The sequence below is a fragment of the Aminobacter sp. UC22_36 genome (assembly GCF_044056035.1).
Taxonomy (GTDB): Bacteria; Pseudomonadota; Alphaproteobacteria; order Rhizobiales; family Rhizobiaceae; genus Aminobacter.
The window spans coordinates 5159254-5176434 of sequence record NZ_CP171996.1; the positions used below are offsets into that span (position 1 = coordinate 5159254).

Sequence of the window (17181 nt, forward strand, 5' to 3'; positions counted from 1 at the left end):
CTCTCGGGCCTCTACTGATGAGAGCCTCTGCTCCCCTCGAGCTTCGACAGCGCGGACCGGAGTTTCTGGTCCGCCCCATCCAGAAGTTGGTTTGCCGCCTCCAGGCTTGATGCGCCCGAGGCCAAAAGGATCGCGACCTTGACCGAACCACCGCTCCTTTCGAGCAAGGCTTTCGCGGTCGCGGTATCGCAGCCGGAAATGGCCGAAACGATGCGCGCGGCGCGCTCGTGCAGCTTCAGATTATCGGCAACGAGATTGACCATGTAGCCGTCATGAACATGACCGAGATGGACCGCGGCAAGCGTCGACATCATGTTGAGCGCGATCTTCTGCGACGTACCCGCACCCATGCGGGTCGAACCGGCAACGACTTCCGGCGGCGTGGCAAGCAGGATCGCAATCTCGGCGAGATCGAACATCGGCGCGCCGGCATTGTTGGCGATGGCAATGGTCGCAGCACCGCGGCGCTTCGCCTCTTTCAGCGCACCAACGGCGAACGGCGTCGAGCCACTGGCTGAAACAGCAATGAGGCAGTCGCCGGCATCGAGCCCGGCTGCGGCGAGTTCGCTTATCGCCTGATCGGCGTCGTCTTCGGGCGCACCGGTGAGATTGACGAGGCTGTCGGTGCCGCCGGCAAGCAGGACGACGACGCGGTCGCGCGGAATGCCAAATGTGCCGGGAAGCTCGAGCGCATCGGCCAGCGCCATCAGGCCGGAACTGCCGGCCGCGGCATAGACAAGACGTCCGCCGGACGCGAGGCGGTCAGCAATCCTGGCGGCAGCTGCAGCGATTGCGGGGATGGCAGCATGAACGGCACCGGCGGCCTCGACCTGCGCTGAGGCAAGCAGGCCAAGAATGGATTCAGGTGCCTGGGCATCAATGCCCCCGGCATCTTTATGCACCGCTTCGGTACGCGTTGGCGCCATTCTGTCTCTCCCTTTCAACGACAATACCAAAAAAATACCACTTGTCCAGCGGCGTTAACAAATTCCTTTGCTGCAGCGCAAGGCAGATCGAAAAATCCATAAAATTCAATCAAATGAGGATTGCTTCTCGTGCCTCGGAATTTAAGGCTTGGCTATTGGTATTTTATTGGTATTATCCAGTCCGAGGAGAAAACGCCGTGGATCTTGTGCTCGGGATAGATGGTGGCGGCACCGGCTGCCGGGCCGCGCTGGCCACCGCAAGCGGCGACATTTTGGGTCGCGGGCGTGGCGGACCGGCCAATATCCGCACCGATCTTGCCGGCGCCTGTGAGAATATCGTCGAAGCCGCCCGCCTGGCATTCATCGATGCCGGCCGCGATCCGGCCTTGATCTCCTCGACACCTGCGGTGCTTGGCCTCGCCGGCGCCAATGTCGGCGACTACAAGCAACGGCTGATCGCCATCTTGCCGTTCAGCCAAAGCGATGTCGAAAACGACTCGCTGATCTCGCTGGAGGGCGCGCTCGGCGAACACGACGGCGCGATCGCGGCACTCGGAACCGGCACCGTTTATCTGGCACGCCAGCAAGGACAACTGCGCCCCGTTGGCGGCTGGGGTTTCCAGATCGGCGATCTCGGCAGCGGCGCGCGCATCGGCCGCGACCTGCTGCAGGAAACGCTGCTGGTCTATGACAACATCCATGCCGGTTCGACGCTCACAACCATCATGCTTGAGCGTTTCAACGGCGACCCCAGCGACATCGTCGAATTCACCACCAATGCCAAACCCGGAGACTACGGCGCGTTTGCACCGATGGTGTTCGAACACGCCGGAAAAGGCGACGCCGTCGGCCAGAAGCTTGTCGAGCGCGCAGTTTCCGACGTCGAGGAAACGCTTGCCGTCTTCGACCTGGCGCAAACCGAGCGGCTGTGCCTGCTCGGCGGGCTCGCCGGTCTCTATGCGCCGCTGCTTTCAAAGCGCTATCGCGCGATCATCCATCCGCCGCTGCAGGATGCGCTCGGTGGTGCCGTAATGATGGCGGCCAAGAGATTTGGCAATGCGGGAGGCAGCCATGGATGATACTGCCGAGCGTATCTTCGCGGCCCTGCGCGACGTCAGCCAGAGTGGCGCGCCGCTCTATCTCCAGCTCAAGAAGAACATCGAAGAGGCGGTCAAGCGTGGCCTGATCGGCCCCGGCGACGCCCTGCCTTCGGAACGCGATATCGCCGCCCAGGCCGACATTTCGCGCGTCACGGTGCGCAAGGCGGTGCAGGACCTGGTCAAGTCAGGCGTGCTGGTGCAGCGCCATGGCTCGGGCACGTTCGTTGCCCCGCGCATGGAGCGTGTCGAGCAATCGCTGTCGCGCCTGACCTCGTTCACCGAAGACATGGCTCGGCGTGGCATGGCAGCCCGTTCGCAATGGCTCGACCGCGGCGTCTACCCGCCCTCGCCCGACGAGATGATGGTGCTTGGGCTGTCAGCCAGCGAACTGGTGTCGCGGCTGAGCCGCCTGCGCATCGCCGACGAAACGCCGCTGGCGATCGAGCGTGCGGCCATTTCGGCTTCCGTACTGGCCGACCCTCGCGAAGTCACATCTTCGCTCTATATGGCACTGGGCAAGACTGGCCACCGGCCGGTGCGTGCCGTACAGCGCATCTCGGCAGTCAATCTCGGCGAGGCCGAGGCCAAGCTGCTGCTGGTGCCAGCAGGCTCGGCCTGCCTGCAGATTGAGCGCATCTCATACCTTGCCAGCGGCAAGGTGATCGAGTTCACCAAGTCGATCTATCGTGGCGACGCCTATGATTTCGTCGCCGAACTAAGGCTACCCGGCCCGGATGGGCAAGAAGGAGACACCGCTTGAACGCGACTACGCATATGCGGCGCGAAATCGCCGAAATCCCCGAGGCCACCGCGCGCCTGCTCGAAGGTTCCGCCAAGGAGCTCGCCGAAACCGGCCTGCACCTCAAGCGTGCGGCGCCACGCTTCGTCACCACTGTCGCACGCGGCTCGTCCGACCACGCGGCCTCCTTCCTCAAATACGCCATCGAACTGACCGCCGGCCTTCCTGTCGCTTCGATCGGCCCGTCGATTTCGTCGATCTATGGCGCCAAGCTCAAGCTTGCCGACTCGGCCTGCCTTGCCATTTCGCAGTCTGGCAAAAGCCCCGACATCGTTGCGATGGCCGAAGGCGCTCGCGCCGGCGGCGCGCTGACGATTGCCCTGACCAACACCGCCGGCTCGCCGCTGGCCGAAGCCTCCGATCATGCCATCGACATCCGCGCCGGCGTCGAAAAGAGCGTGGCTGCAACCAAGACCTTCGTCAATTCGGCTGTCGCCGGCCTCGCCGTGCTCGGCCACTGGACCGGCGACGACAAGCTGCTCGACGCACTTGCGGCACTGCCCGAACATTTCGCCAAGGCGGTCGACTGCGACTGGATGGGCATCGCCAACGCGCTGACCGACGGCAATTCGCTGTTTATCCTCGGCCGCGGTCCGTCCTTCGCGATCGCCAACGAAGCGGCGCTGAAGTTCAAGGAAACCTGCGCCATGCACGCCGAGTCCTACAGTGCCGCCGAAGTGATGCACGGTCCGCTGGCGCTGGTACGTCCCGGCTTCCCGGTGCTGGCGCTGGCCGCCCGTGACGCCTCCGAGCCGTCAATCGCGGACGCCGCCGACGGCCTCGCCGAGCGCGGTGCCGCCATCCACATCACGTCGTCGCTGGCCAAGAAGGCGCTTGTGCTGCCGCATGTCGCCACCGGCCACCCGCTGACCGATCCGCTAATGCTGATCGCTTCGTTCTACGGTTTCGTCGAGGCCTTCGCCCGCCATCGCGGCCTCAACCCCGACGCTCCGCCCAATCTCCGGAAAGTGACCGAAACGATATGACCAGTCGTTTTGCCCTAGCTGCACAACGCATCTTCGACGGAGAGGCGTGGCATGAAGATGCCGCGCTGATCGTCGCCGGCGGGCTGATCGAAGGCATCGTCAAACGCGATGCCGTGCCGGCCGGCGTTGCGGTTACGGATGGCGGCAGCATTCTGGCCCCCGGTTTCATTGACCTGCAGGTCAATGGCGGCGGCGGCCTGATGCTCAACGACAAGCCCGATGTCGACACGCTCGACATCATCTGCAAGGCGCAGATGCCGTTCGGCACAACAGCCGTGCTGCCGACGCTGATCACCGACACGCCCGAGATCACCCGCGCCACCATCGCAGCCGGCGCGGAAGCCGCGACGCGCAAGGTGCCCGGTTTCCTCGGCCTGCATCTCGAAGGGCCGCACCTGTCGCTCGCCCGCAAGGGCGCGCACGATCCCCAGCTGATCCGGCCGATGGACGACGCGGATGAAAGGGCGCTGATCGCGGCGCGCAACACCATGCCGGTGCTGCTGACAACCATCGCTCCGGAATCGGTCAAGGCAGGCCAGGTCAAGGCGCTGGCAGCTGCCGGCGTCGTCGTCAGCCTCGGCCACACCGACACCAGCTACCGCACGGCGAAAGAATACGCCGAAGCTGGCGCTTCGATGGCGACGCATCTGTTCAACGCGATGAGCCAGATCGGCAACCGCGAGCCCGGCCTTGCTGGCGCCGCGGTCGACATTTCGACCTTCTCGGCCGGACTGATCGCCGATGGTATCCATGTCGACCCGGCGACGATGAAAATCGCGCTCAAGGCCAAGAACGGCCCGGCGCGCATCTTCCTCGTCACTGACGCGATGGCAACCATCGGTACCGATCTCAAGTCGTTCACGTTGAACGGGCGCACGATCAAGCGCGAGAACGGCCGCCTGACACTGGAAGACGGCACGCTTGCGGGCGCCGATCTCGACATGATTTCGGCGGTGCGCTTCATGCACGAAAAGATCGGCGAAGAGCTCGACGAAGCGATCCGCATGGCCTCGCTCTATCCGGCGGAAGCTGTCGGTCAGGACCATCGTCTCGGGCGGCTGGCCAAGGGCTATGCCGCCAATGCCGTCCAGCTCACCGACACACTCGACGTGTCGGCCACCTGGATCGACGGCAACAAGGTGTTTTCCGCTTAGGCGCGAAACGAGGGGCGACGCCCCCGCACCGGCCGGTGCGGGGGCTTAACAGCTAGCCCGCCCGTCAATTCAGCTCAGATCGCCGCCTTGTCCGCAGCTGTCCGGATCGCCTCGATGTTTGCGGCATAGGCCGAGGGCCCACCCTTGAACACGGCATTGCCAGCGACCAGCACGTTGGCGCCGGCGGCGGTGACCAGCGGTGCGGTCTCTGATGTGACGCCGCCATCGATCTCGATGTCGATCGGACGGTTGCCGATCATCGCCTTGACGCGCCTGACCTTGTCGATGACCGCCGGAATGAAGGCCTGGCCGCCGAAGCCCGGATTGACCGTCATCAACAGCACCAGGTCGAGCCGGTCGAGCACGTATTCGATGACCGATTCAGGCGTCGACGGATTGAGCGACACGCCGGCCTTCTTGCCAAGATTGCGGATCGTCTGCAGCGAGCGGTCGAGATGCGGGCCAGCCTCGGCATGGACCGTGATGATGTCGCAGCCGGCGTCGGCGAACGCCGCGAGATAAGGGTCGGCCGGGGTGATCATCAGATGGCAATCGAACACCTTGTCGGTGCGGTTGCGGATTGCCTTGATGACCGGCGGGCCGAAGGTGATGTTGGGAACGAAATGGCCGTCCATGACGTCGAGATGGATCCAGTCGGCGCCGGCTGCGACGATGGCCTCGACCTCGTCGCCGAGTTTGGAGAAGTCCGACGACAGCACCGACGGGGCGATCAGGGTTTTGTTGCTCACGTTCAGGCCTTTTTGAAAGCGCGATGTTGCGGCCTGCCTAATATCCGACGCCGAGAATGTCGAGACACAAGCGGCTGAGTGGTCATCTTTGCCAATGAAAAGGCCCCGCCAGCAAGCCGGCGGGGCCCATTCTCGTTGTCGATCAGTCGATCACTGCGGAATGATGTTGTTGGTCTTCGGCTGTTGCTGGTCCCTCCTTTGAGGGATCAGGCCGCGGAACACATCCGGGTTGATCGGCATGATCTCGAGCGCCGGGCGCTGGCGGATCGGACGGCAGTTCGGATACTGGCCGACCGTGCCACGCGGGCACTCACGCTCGATGGTCATGCACTGGCCGTTGATCAGCACCTCGCCACGACGGCAGATGGTGTCCTGGCGGTCAGGCACGCAGCGGCCGCGAACAAGCGAAGTACCCTTCGGGCACTCGACCTGGACCTTGCGGCATGCACCCCTGACCAGTTCGGTACCACGCGGGCAGATGCAGCGCCCGTCCTTGGTCCGGATCTGGCCAGGCAACAGCGTGCACTGGCGCTGAGGCGGCACATCCTTGACGCAGCGACCGTTCCTCAGCTCGGTGCCGCGTGGGCAGATGCAACGTCCGTCCTGCGTCCGGATCTGGCCCGGCAGCAGCGTGCACTGGCGCACCGGCGGCACGTTCTTGACGCAACGGCCGTTCGACAGTTCCGTGCCACGCGGACAGATGCAGCTTCCGTCCTGCGTCCGGATCTGGCCGGGCAGCAGCGTGCACTGGCGTTCCGGCGGCTGCTCCGGCCGCACGCACTTGCCGTTCTTGAGGTCCGTGCCGCGCGGGCAGACGCAGCGCCCGTCCTCGGTGCGGATCTGTCCCGGCAGCAGACGGCATTGCGGCTTGACCGGCGGAACCGGCGTCACCGTGCCGCCAGCGGGCACGCATTGACCGTTGCGGAACGTCGTACCCTCGGGGCAGACGCAGCGGCCGGCCTGGTTGAGCACGAAACCTTCCGAGCACTGCTGCTTGACCTCATGGTCGATCAGGAAGCGGTGGCAGGCATAAGGATTGCCAGCACCGAGACCACCCGGAAGCGATGTAGCGCCGGCCAGGTCGAGCCCGCGAACCGGCGTGTCGGGCGGAAGCACGGCAACGCAGTTCTGCGCCGGCACCGGCCGGTTCAGGTTGGCGAAGCGGCCATCTTCAGGGATCACCACCGTCACCCTGTGAACGCGGCTTTCGCCGGCGCCGAGGCTGATGTTGGCGACACAGGACAACGGCAGCGTTGCCGGTTCCGGCGAGCAGCCGAAGGGCGGTTCGACCGAAGTGATCGCAACGCCTTCCAGCCGGCCGAGACCATCCACGCCGATCGCATCGCCGATGCGGACCGAGCCGTTGAACGGGCCGGTGCCGCTGTTGGTGATGGTGATCTCGAACGTGCAAGGCTGGCCCGTCTCGCACTGGCGGTCGCCGGTCTTGGCGACAGTCAGGCGTGGCCGTCCCGGATGCGGGATGCGCATGGTGGCGCAGGCCTTGTTGTTGGCCAGCACCGTCTCGCCCGGGATCGCCCGCACCTCGCCGCAGTTGCGGATCATGTCGGACGGGTAGTCGGCCGGCACGATGGCGACCACGGAAAGCGGCACCGACGCACCCGGCACCAGTGCCACGCCCGGGTGATCGCAGCGGAACTGGCCGGGACCGGCCGGGCCGCAAGCCCAGGGCGGGGTCGGGCCGAAGGTCGAGGACGACGGCGCTCCGGTGGGATAGTCGTCGATGACGGTCAGCGGGCCGACATAGTTTTCGGTGCCGTTGTTATAGACACGGATCAGGAAGCTGCAGACGCCATCGGCACTGCAGGCGACCGAACGCGGGTCCTTGGTGATGCGCAGGTCGACCTTCTTTTCCACCGGCGGACGGCAATCGGGATCGCCGCGCTTGCAGATCGGAATGGTGGCGCACGCCTTGTCGTTGTCGGTCCGGCCGAACACGTCGGGCTTTTCGCTCGCCGTGTAGTCGTACTCGGCGCAGTTGCGGATGAACCGCGCCTCCCAGCCGGGTCCGGGCTTGAAGCCGATCTTGAGATCGACAAACTCGCCGGGATCAAGCGTGGTCGCCGGATGCTCGCAGCTCATCGGGCTGGTTGCCGGCAGACAGGTCCAGGGCGCGTTGGGCCCGGAATCTATCGTCGCGTTGCCGGGCAAGGTCACCTCGTCGAGCACGATCTTGCCGTTGTAGGGGCCGTCGCCGACATTGGTGACGCGGATGGTGAAGTTGCAGCCGCCAAGCACCGTGCAGCGGGCGACGTCGGCACGTTTCTCAACCTTGATGTCCGGTTGCTTGTCAGGCGGGCAGCGGAGATCGGGCGGAATGACGATGTCGACGGTCTGGGTGCAGCACAGGCCGACGCCCTCTTCCGGACCGGCATAGGTTTCGATGCCGGTGACGATCAGATGGACGACATCGCCGGGGCCAGCGCCCTCGATCTCCCAGTGCAGCACGCCGCCACCGGGCGGAACCAGCTGCAGCGGCGGATCGATGGTGATGCCGGGCATGGTGGTGCGAAGCTGCACCCAGCGGCCAGCCATCTCGGGTCCGACAGACATATTGTAGATATAGGCGCCGCCGCCGGGCACGCAGTCGACATCACCACGTTCGACCTTGAAGCACGGCTCGCCGCCCGGAGGCGGTGGCGGAGGCGGCTCGCAGTCGGTGACGTCGATGCGGATCGACGTTTTCTCGCCGGTGCGGAAATCGCCGTCGTCAGGCTTGGACGGATCATGCGAGGGAATCTCGATCGAACCGGGGCCTACCGACAGCTTGACGAAGCCCTGGTTGTCGACCACCGCGGGTGCCGGGAAGGCGGCGTGGTCGATCAGGGCGGTGATGCGGATGTCGATGTAGCGCTCGTTGGGCGCACCCACCCCATCGAGATCGGTCGCCGACAGCCGGAAGTCGGAAATGCCAGCCGTATCGTTGGGGTTGGCGGTGGTGCCGATGGTGGCCGCCGGCAGCGGACCGCCGACGGCATCGGTGCCATCGCCGGATGCCTGGACGTTGACGATCGTCAAACCCGCGGCGAGCTGGTCGCGGAAATCCATGCGCAACGTCTTGAGGCCGTTGGCGAAGGCCGGGTCGAAGAACTTCTCCGGATTGCCGCGGGCGCCGAAGCGCAGGTTATAGACGACATAGTCGCAGTTGCGCTGGGCACCCTTCTTGGTGAAGAACGGCACGACGTCGTCATGGCCCGGATGCGGGATGACGCGGTCGAGCCTCAGCTCTGGCACGATATCGGGCAGCGGCTGGGCGACTGCCGGCGACAGGGGCATGGCGGCGAGCGCGATCCCTGCCGCCACCAGCCAGCGCGCGCCGCGCCTGGCGAATGACAGGGGTTTCATGATCGTCTCCATGACGGTTTGGTTGCTCTGCATGGCGAGCGGGACGGGATTGTGAATGGTCATCTCTCCCTCCCTCACGGTTCGCAGCTGACTTGGGGCGTGGCAAGCGGCACCACCACTTTGCAGCAAGGGTAGTAGCCGCCCTTGTCGGCGTCGGACTGCTTGTAGAAGCACAGGCCGACATTGACCGTGTCGCCGGGGAAGTGGCCGGTCAACCCGATGGTGAACGGCGCGCCCGGAGCCTTGGTCTGCTGCAGCGGTGAGACACTGACGCCCGGCGTCCTGGAATCGGCCTTGACGGAATCGCCGCCGATGCCTGCAACGTCACGGACATAGAGATCGGCCTCGAGCCCGGCCGGGGTGCAGAAATACTCGACCGCCTCGACGTCGAGGCAGGGCGGGATGTTGCCGGGCGGCGGAAAATCCGGCGGCCACAGCGGCGTCGGATAGTCGCCCGGATAGGGGATCTGCTCGTAATAGCCGGCGCGGCCTTCGCATGGCCGCCAGATCTCAACGTCGCCGACATGGCCCTCGACTTCGGGGTCCTCATAGAAGCTGTCGAAGTCGACGAACCATGAACCGAAAGGCGGAACGTTCGCCGGCTTCACAAGCGACGTCGAGGTGATCTGCACGCCGTGGACGGCGAGCGGACCGCCTGCGGCAAGCTGCTCGGCCAGCGCCGGATTGTCCCTCAGCTTGTCACCTGTTTTCACGATGGTGTCGGTGCATGCATTGGGGTTGATGAAGCCCTGCGCGTCGTAGCCATATTGCAGGTCGATGCCGCCGGCCGACTGGCGATTGCCTTGAGGGAAACCGACGGCATATTCCTGTGGTACCGGCACCCAGATGCTTTCCGTCGCCGGATCATCAGGGCTTTCGCGCCAGTAGCGAATGACCTCGCCGTCGCCTGAATCGGCGAACTGGCTGTAGTCGTAGCGGTTTTCGATCTCACCGCGCTGGGCCAGATACAGGAAGCCCTTGTTGTCGAAGGCGATATCGGTAATCGGCAGGTCCTTGTCGGCCGTAACCGTCAGCTCCCAGCGCGGGTCGCCGGCGAATTTGCCGTCGCGGGCAATGCCAACCGACCAGATCTCGGCCTCGTCGCCGACCGCGTAGTAGACGCGGCCGCCATGGACGGCGACGCCCCAGACACGGCGCTCGTCCTGGGTGTATCCCCAGGTGCCGGGGTCCTCGCTGTCGAAGGCGGCACCAGCGATGTCCATGACAGCGCCGTCGTCGGCAGCGGGCGCCAAGCCGCGCACCGGCCGCCCGGAAACGCCGTGATCGAAGGTGTCGACCAAAGCGCCCGTGGCGTCGATACGATGGATCAGGCCGGTGTCGAGATCGGAGGCGAAGAACTGGCGATGGGCCTTGTCGAAGGCGACGTCGCCAATGCCGGGACCGCTGTTGGTATCGATGTCGGCGAACTTGCTGACGGCACCGGAGATGCCGTCGATCCGCCAGATGGTGCCGGGTCCGCCGCCATTCTCCTCGCCGAACTGGCCGGCCATGAAGGTGGCGCCGGCGGTGCCGCGACGCTCACGCTCGGGGCGGCCGTCGGCATCGGCGTCAGGCGTGACGATGCGGATGCCGTGCAGCGAGGTCGCGCCCGCGTAGAGATCGGGCACATCAGACGGGGTGCCGTCGCGGACACCGTCGTCATAGGTCAGCGCGAAGACCTGGCCGATCTGGCTGGCCAGGACCTCGAAGGGCAACGGCGTGTTGACGAGCTGGCCGGCCGGCGGGCCACCGAGGGCCGAAACGTCAAAAACGCGCAAGGTTGCGCGCTCGGTGTCGATGAAGGTTTCGTCGACCGGATCGACGCCGGGCGGCAGGCCTTCCTCGAAGCCGGGAATGACGGTGCCGGAAAAGCCGGTGACCGCCATCGATCCGGGATTGATGATCTGGGTTTCCTGAGCCTGGGCGAAGGGCGCGAGCCAGAGATTGGCGGCAAGCGCCAGGGCCATCATGCCGGCGTTGAACGCGAGTGCTTTCAGGCGGGTGCCTGACGGTTCGGCAGATTGCGCGCGCGCAGCGATACCATCACGAAAGCACGGCATGACACCTCTCCCGAGTTGTGTGGAAGAAGGTGCTGGAGCGCAAGCAAAAGCAAAGCGCTGATACCCGGCACTTTCCTCCCTTGCAATCCTGCGAATGTCCCTCGGCTCGACGATACGCCGGGGCTTACCTAGGGTCAATGGAACAAGCCCGAATCCCAACGCGTCCACCCTCTCCCTGAGGCGGTGGTCGCGCCGTGCTCCGGGTGCTCGCGGTGACCCGCAACACCTAGTGTCTGTGGTCATTGGGTTTTCCTTTCATGACACCGCATCATGCGGCGCCTGGACGTTGGTCGCTCCGACCTGGGGAAAGGTTCACCACGGCGGGCATGTCGGCGGCCGCGCGCCGAAACGCGCTGACGTGTCGAAAACCCCATGAAAATGCCGATTGAAATCGATTACATTTTCAGCTTATGATCCCTTGCAGCAGTTTTTTGCATCGGGAGGAGTTCATGAGGAAATTTTCAGTACTGGCGCTCACCACTGTCGCGGCACTGGCCGTGTCGGCGTTCTCGACCCAGGCAGCCGACTTCAAGATCGGCCTGTCCAATGGCTGGGTCGGCTCGGAGTGGCGCACGCAGATGATCGAGGAAGCCCAGGCCGCAGCAGCAGCCTGGAAGGACAAGGGCGTCAATGTCGAGGTCGTGGTGCAGAGCGCCAATGTCGACGTGCCCGGCCAGATCGCGCATGTCCGCAACTTCATCAGCGAAGGCGTCAACGCCATCATCATCAACCCGAATAGCCCGACGGCGTTCGACCCGGTCTTCGCCCAGGCCAAGGAAGCCGGCATCCTGGTGATCTCGACCGACGCCGAAGTGTCGTCGCCTGACGCCACCTATGTCGGCATCGACCAGAAAGCCTGGGGCGCGGCAGGCGCCAAGTGGCTCGCCGAAACGCTCGGCGGCAAGGGCAATGTCGTTGCCATCAACGGTGTCGCCGGCCACCCGGCCAACGAGATGCGCGTCGCCGGCTACAAGGAAGTGTTCGGCCAGTATCCCGACATCAAGATCGTCAACGAAGTGAATGCCAACTGGGATCAGGCCCAGGGCCAGCAGGCGATGCAGAACCTGCTCGCCACCTACCCCGACATCAACGGCGTCTGGGTACAGGACGGCATGGCGGCAGGTGCCTGGAAGTCGATCATCGATGCCAAGAAGGAGTCGTCGATCGCTGCCACCGGTGAGATCCGCAAGGACTTCATCGACCTGTGGACCAAGGACAAGCTGAACTCGGGCGCGTCGGTGAACCCGCCCGGCGTCATGGCCTCGGCACTCAACGTCGCCGTGCTGATGCTGCAGGGCAAGGAACTGAAGGAGCCGGCAACGGCTGGCCAGTACAAGAACGCCATGTACCTGCCGATCCCTTTCATCGACAGCAAGAACCTCGCTGACGCAGCGAAGGCGGTCGACGGCAAGCCTGGCTACTACTCGTACACCAGCCAGCTTTCGATCGCAGACGCCGAGGCGCTGTTCAAGTAAGCTTCCTCCCAAGACGGGGGACGCGCGCCTGCGTGCAGGCTCGCGTCCCCGCGACCGAGGAAGCACCGGGAAGCCACCACCATGTCGAAACTCATCATGCGCGGCGTAAGCAAGGCTTACGGCGCCACTCTTGCCTTGCGCCGCGGCGACCTCACCGTCGAAGCCGGCGAAGTGCATGTGCTGATCGGCTCGAACGGCTCGGGCAAGAGCACCTTGTGCAAGGTGCTGGCCGGCAGCGTGCGCCCCGACAGCGGCGAAATCCTGATCGATGGCAAGCCAGTCACGATCACCGGCCCGCATGCAGCTCGTGCGTCTGGCATCGGCATCTTCTACCAGGAGCTCAGCCTGGCCGGACACCGCACGGTGGCGGAAAACATCTGCCTGCCCGACATGCCGGGCGGCATCTTCGTCGACCGCGCGGCGCTGGAGAGCCGGGCCGCGCGCTACATCGCCCTGTTCGACACCGTTTCGGGCGAGGGCTTTTCGGCTGAAACCGTGGTCGAGAACCTGCGCGCCGATCAGCGACAGCTCGTCGAGATCATGAAGGCGCTGGCGACCGAAGCCCCCATCACCATCTTCGACGAACCGACCTCGGCACTCGACCGAGCCCAGGTCGACCGTTTCTTCGACATCCTGCGCGGCCTGAAGGCTGAGGGGCGCAGCATCATCTTCATCTCGCACCGCATGGACGAGATCTTCGCCATCGGCGACCGAGTCACCGTCATCCGCGACGGCGAGACTGTCGGCACCGAGAAGATTCCCGACACCAACCCTGGCGCGGTGATCCGGCTGATGGTCGGCAGCCAGGACGAACTGGCCCCGGGCGCCAGCGCGCCACCTGCCGAAGCCGCCGACCGCAAGGCATCGGTGCTGACTGTCACGAACTTCTCCGGCAAGGGTTTCGCCAACATCGGCTTCGAGGTCGCCAAGGGCGAGATCCTCGGCTTCGGCGGCCTGCATGGCCAAGGCCAGTCGGCGGTTCTGCGCGCCATCTTCGGCGCCAATCCGTCAACCGGCGGCACGCTCTCGCTTTCAGGTTCAACGTTTACCCCGTCCGATCCACGCGTCGCGATCCGGCGCGGCCTCGCCTATGTCTCGGGCGACCGCGGCCGTGACGGTGTCATCTCGGGCCGGCCGATCCTCGAGAACGTGACGCCGATCCACTATCTCCGCCAGAAGCTTTTCCTCGCCCGGCCCTCGGTGCTGGCCGAGCGGGTCAAGCCGGCGCTCGAGGCGCTGCACACCAAATTCGCCGGGCTGTCTCACCCGATCAATTCACTGTCGGGCGGCAACCAGCAGAAGATCGTCATCGCGCGCTGGCTGATCGACCGGCCCGACGTGCTGTTGCTCGACGATCCGACCAAAGGCATTGACCTGTCGGCCAAGGCAGACCTGTTCGCGCTGATCCGCAAGCTCGCCGCCGAGGGCATGGGCATCGTGCTCTACTCGTCGGAAGACGCCGAACTGCTCAACAATGCCGACCGTATCCTCGTCTTCAACGGCGGCCAGGTGCGGCGCGAACTCACCGGCGCGGATAGAACGCGCTACAATCTCTACCAGGCAGCTTACGAGGCCGCGTGATGACGACCGCGACCCTATCAACCCAAAAGCCCGGCGGGTTGAAGCGCCTCATCGAGCGCTATCCATTCCTGCCGGCGCTACTCATCGCGCTCGTGCTGCTCGGCCTCAACGGCATCTACCAGCCGCGCAGTGTCAGCTTCATCGGCATCACCGGGTTGGTGAAGACCTACCTGGCGCTCATCATGCTCGCCATTGCCCAGACCTACGTCGTCTACGCCGGCGACATCGACCTGTCGGTCGGCGCCATCGTGTCGCTGGTCAACGTCGTCATCGTCGTGATGATGGAGAAGATGGGCGGCACCGGCTTCTCGGTGGTGGCGGCGCTCGGCACCGGCCTGCTCGTCGGCCTCGCCTGCGGCATCGTCAACGGCATCGTCGTCGCCGCACTGAGACTGCAGGCGATCGTTGCGACCTTCGCCACCAGCATATTCTTCACCGGCCTCGCGCTCTATGTCATGCCGGTGGCGGGAACGCCCGCGCCGGCCACGTTCTGGCGCACCTATGGCGGCCGGTTCTTCGAGATCCCGTTCGTGTTCTACGCGGCGGTGGTGCTGGCGATCGTGATCTACGTGCTTGCCCGCACGAGGCTTGCGACACAGTTGCTCGCGGTCGGCGACGACGCGCAGGCAGCATACCAGAGCGGCTTGCCGGTGACGGCAATCCGCATCAAGGGCTATGCGCTGTGCGGCCTGTTCGCCGCGCTTGCCGCCTTCTGCATCACCGGCGACACCGCCAGCGGCGACCCGCTTGTCGGCGGCAAGATGACCCTGTTTTCGGTGGCCGCGGTGGTTCTCGGCGGCAGCGCACTGTCGGGCGGCTTCGGCACCGTCGTCGGCTCGATCGTCGGGGCGCTGATCATCGGCCTGATCAACTCGCTGGTGTTCTTCGTCGGCACCCCGTCCGAATGGCAGAACCTGGTCCAGGGCCTCGCCATCCTTGTCGCACTGATGGCCGGCATCCTCGTTGGCCGGAGAGCACGCGCATGACCGCGACCACGCAAACGCACGCGCCCTCGCCGGTGCTGACCTTCCTCAAGCAGCCACTGGTGGTGGCGCTGATCCTGATCGCCGCCCTGCTGCTGCTCGGCGAGGCGCTGTCGCCGGGTTTCGCTTCGGGCCAGCAGATCCTCAGGCTGCTCATCGTCGCGGCACTTCTCGGCATCGTCGCCGCCGGCCAGAACCTGGTCATTCTTGGTGGCCGCGAAGGCATCGACCTGTCGGTCGGCGGCGTCGTTTCGCTCAGCGCCATCATCGGTGGCAACCTGATGAACGGCGCTGATGCCGGCATCGCACCCGCGATCCTCGGCTGCATCGCCGCCGGTGCTGTGATCGGCCTGTTCAACGGCCTCGGCGTGACGCTGCTGCGCATCCCGCCGCTGGTGATGACGCTCGGCATGCTCGGCGTGCTGCAGGGCCTGCTGGTGGTGATCCGCAACGGCATCCCCTCGGGCCGGGCCGCACCCGGTCTGTCGCAGTTCGTCACCCAACCCTTCCTGCTCGGCCTGCCCGGCATCATCTGGCTGTGGGTGGTCATCGGCCTTCTCCTGGCCTTCATGCTCGGGCGAACCGTGTTCGGCCACCGCATCTATGCCATCGGCTCGAACGAGCAGGCGGCCTTCATGGCCGGCGTGCCGGTCAAGCGCACGCGCATCGCCCTGTTCATGCTGTCGGGTGTGTTCGCGGCCATCGCCGGCATGTGCCTGATCGGCTATTCCGGCTCGTCCTTCGCCAATGTCGGCGAACAATACATGCTGCCCTCGATCATCGCGGTGGTGTTCGGCGGCACGCCGCTGTCGGGTGGCAAGGGCGGCTATACCGGCACGATGGCGGGAGCGGTACTTCTGGTCATCCTGCAAAGTATCCTGACGACAGTGCATATCGACGAATCCGGACGGCAGATGGTGTTCGGCGCGACATTGCTGATCCTGATGCTGTTTTACGGTCGTGGCAGGGCAATGCGCGCATGAACGAGCGACCGAAGATCAAGGACATCGCCGAGCGGCTGGGTGTTTCCGCCGCCACCGTGTCGCGCGCGCTCTCCGACAGCGGGCTGGTAGCGGAGCCGACGCTGAGCCGCATCCGCGAAGTGGCGCGCGAGATGAACTACCGGCCCAATGTCAGCGCCCGCAACCTGCGCACCCAACGGGCGATGGCGGTGCTGATGGTGGTGCGCGACGTCGGCAACCCGTTCTATCTCGAGATCCTGAAAGGCGTCGAAGCCACCGCGCGCGCCGCCGGCTACTCGGTGCTGATGGGCAACACCGAAAACGACTCCGACCGCGAAATCGAATATTTCGACATGCTGCGCGACGGCCATGCCGACGGCATGATCCTGATGACCGGAAAGCTGCCGGAGCGCGAAGGCTTCCTCTCCGGCATCGCCAACGCGCCGATCGTGGTGGCGCTGGAGGAGATCGAGGACGCCGGCTTTCCGCACGTCCTGATCGATAATGAAGGGGCTGCGCGCAACGCCGTCGAGCACCTGATCGGCCTTGGCCACAGGCGCATCGCCCATGTTTCCGGCCCGGTGCCCGAGATCATGAGCATCCATCGCCGCAACGGCTACCGCACGGCGATGGCCGTTGCCGGCCTGCCGGTCCCCGATGGCTACGAACCGGTCGGCGACTATCTGCTGCACACCGGCCAACGGCTGTGCCGCGGACTTTTCGACCTGCCTGAGCCACCGACGGCGATCTTCGTGGCCAATGACGAGATGGCCTTCGGCGTGATCCACGAGTTGCGCAAGCTCGGGCTCGACGTGCCTGGCGATGTCTCGGTCGTCGGCTTCGACGATCTGTTCCTGAGCGAGGCCTTCTATCCGCCGCTGACCACCGTCAGCCAGCCACGCACCGACATCGGCCGGACAGCCATGACCATGCTGCTCGACATGCTGTCGGGCGGGCTGACGCCACGCAAGCCAGCGGTGCTGCCGACAACGCTGAAGATACGCGGCACCACCGCGCCAGCGCCGAAATGATCGAGATAGCAG

General features: G+C 65.1%; 13 protein-coding genes. 9 read left to right on the forward strand and 4 right to left on the reverse strand.

All coding sequences use genetic code 11. The features are described 5' to 3' along the window. Positions 1–11: 11 nt before the first annotated feature. Positions 12–926 carry an N-acetylmuramic acid 6-phosphate etherase gene (locus ACHMW7_RS28850; RefSeq protein WP_395448762.1) on the reverse strand — a complete coding sequence of 305 codons (915 nt, stop codon included), beginning with the start codon at positions 924–926 and terminating at the stop codon, positions 12–14. Between the two features lie 197 nt (positions 927–1123). Between ACHMW7_RS28850 and ACHMW7_RS28855 the strand changes: the two genes are divergently transcribed. From ACHMW7_RS28855 to nagA, 4 genes are read left to right on the forward strand one after another with little or no spacing between them, the layout of a single operon-like run. After that, a complete protein-coding gene (locus ACHMW7_RS28855) occupies positions 1124–2005 on the forward strand; it encodes a BadF/BadG/BcrA/BcrD ATPase family protein (RefSeq protein ID WP_395448763.1) in 882 nt (293 codons plus the stop codon). Beyond that, positions 1998–2786 carry a GntR family transcriptional regulator gene (locus ACHMW7_RS28860; RefSeq protein ID WP_395448764.1) on the forward strand — a complete coding sequence of 263 codons (789 nt, stop codon included), beginning with the start codon at positions 1998–2000 and terminating at the stop codon, positions 2784–2786. Before ACHMW7_RS28855 ends, ACHMW7_RS28860 begins: the two co-directional genes overlap by 8 nt. Before the next feature lie 14 nt (positions 2787–2800). Next, entirely contained in the window at positions 2801–3811 is a 1011-nt protein-coding gene (locus ACHMW7_RS28865) for an SIS domain-containing protein (protein ID WP_395451472.1), read from the forward strand. Continuing rightward, positions 3808–4965 carry an N-acetylglucosamine-6-phosphate deacetylase gene (gene nagA, locus ACHMW7_RS28870; protein WP_395448765.1) on the forward strand — a complete coding sequence of 386 codons (1158 nt, stop codon included), beginning with the start codon at positions 3808–3810 and terminating at the stop codon, positions 4963–4965. Before ACHMW7_RS28865 ends, nagA begins: the two co-directional genes overlap by 4 nt. Before the next feature lie 74 nt (positions 4966–5039). Here the strand turns inward: nagA and rpe are convergent, their stop codons facing one another. The 3 genes from rpe to ACHMW7_RS28885 form a co-directional block, all read right to left on the reverse strand. Continuing rightward, positions 5040–5714 (reverse strand): ribulose-phosphate 3-epimerase, encoded by a 675-nt coding sequence (gene rpe, locus ACHMW7_RS28875; RefSeq protein WP_395448766.1) that lies wholly within the window; start codon positions 5712–5714, stop codon positions 5040–5042. A gap of 150 nt (positions 5715–5864) precedes the next feature. Beyond that, on the reverse strand, positions 5865–9140 hold the full coding sequence (locus tag ACHMW7_RS28880; RefSeq protein ID WP_395448767.1) for a hypothetical protein: 3276 nt from the start codon (positions 9138–9140) through the stop codon (positions 5865–5867). An 11-nt stretch (positions 9141–9151) separates the two neighbouring features. Next, positions 9152–11047 carry a hypothetical protein gene (locus ACHMW7_RS28885; RefSeq protein WP_395451473.1) on the reverse strand — a complete coding sequence of 632 codons (1896 nt, stop codon included), beginning with the start codon at positions 11045–11047 and terminating at the stop codon, positions 9152–9154. A 539-nt stretch (positions 11048–11586) separates the two neighbouring features. Between ACHMW7_RS28885 and ACHMW7_RS28890 the strand changes: the two genes are divergently transcribed. The 5 genes from ACHMW7_RS28890 to ACHMW7_RS28910 all read left to right on the forward strand — a co-directional run bounded on the left by ACHMW7_RS28890 (position 11587) and on the right by ACHMW7_RS28910 (position 17169). Then, the gene (locus ACHMW7_RS28890; protein WP_395448768.1) at positions 11587–12612 is read left to right on the forward strand and encodes an ABC transporter substrate-binding protein; all 1026 of its coding nucleotides are present in this window, start codon (positions 11587–11589) and stop codon (positions 12610–12612) included. An 81-nt stretch (positions 12613–12693) separates the two neighbouring features. Next, on the forward strand, positions 12694–14193 hold the full coding sequence (locus ACHMW7_RS28895) for a sugar ABC transporter ATP-binding protein (RefSeq protein ID WP_395448769.1): 1500 nt from the start codon (positions 12694–12696) through the stop codon (positions 14191–14193). Beyond that, positions 14190–15179: an ABC transporter permease gene (locus tag ACHMW7_RS28900; RefSeq protein ID WP_395448770.1), complete on the forward strand. Its 990-nt coding sequence runs from the start codon at positions 14190–14192 to the stop codon at positions 15177–15179. Before ACHMW7_RS28895 ends, ACHMW7_RS28900 begins: the two co-directional genes overlap by 4 nt. Continuing rightward, positions 15176–16159 carry an ABC transporter permease gene (locus tag ACHMW7_RS28905; protein ID WP_395448771.1) on the forward strand — a complete coding sequence of 328 codons (984 nt, stop codon included), beginning with the start codon at positions 15176–15178 and terminating at the stop codon, positions 16157–16159. Before ACHMW7_RS28900 ends, ACHMW7_RS28905 begins: the two co-directional genes overlap by 4 nt. Further along, positions 16156–17169 carry a LacI family DNA-binding transcriptional regulator gene (locus ACHMW7_RS28910; protein ID WP_395448772.1) on the forward strand — a complete coding sequence of 338 codons (1014 nt, stop codon included), beginning with the start codon at positions 16156–16158 and terminating at the stop codon, positions 17167–17169. Before ACHMW7_RS28905 ends, ACHMW7_RS28910 begins: the two co-directional genes overlap by 4 nt. Positions 17170–17181: the final 12 nt, after the last annotated feature.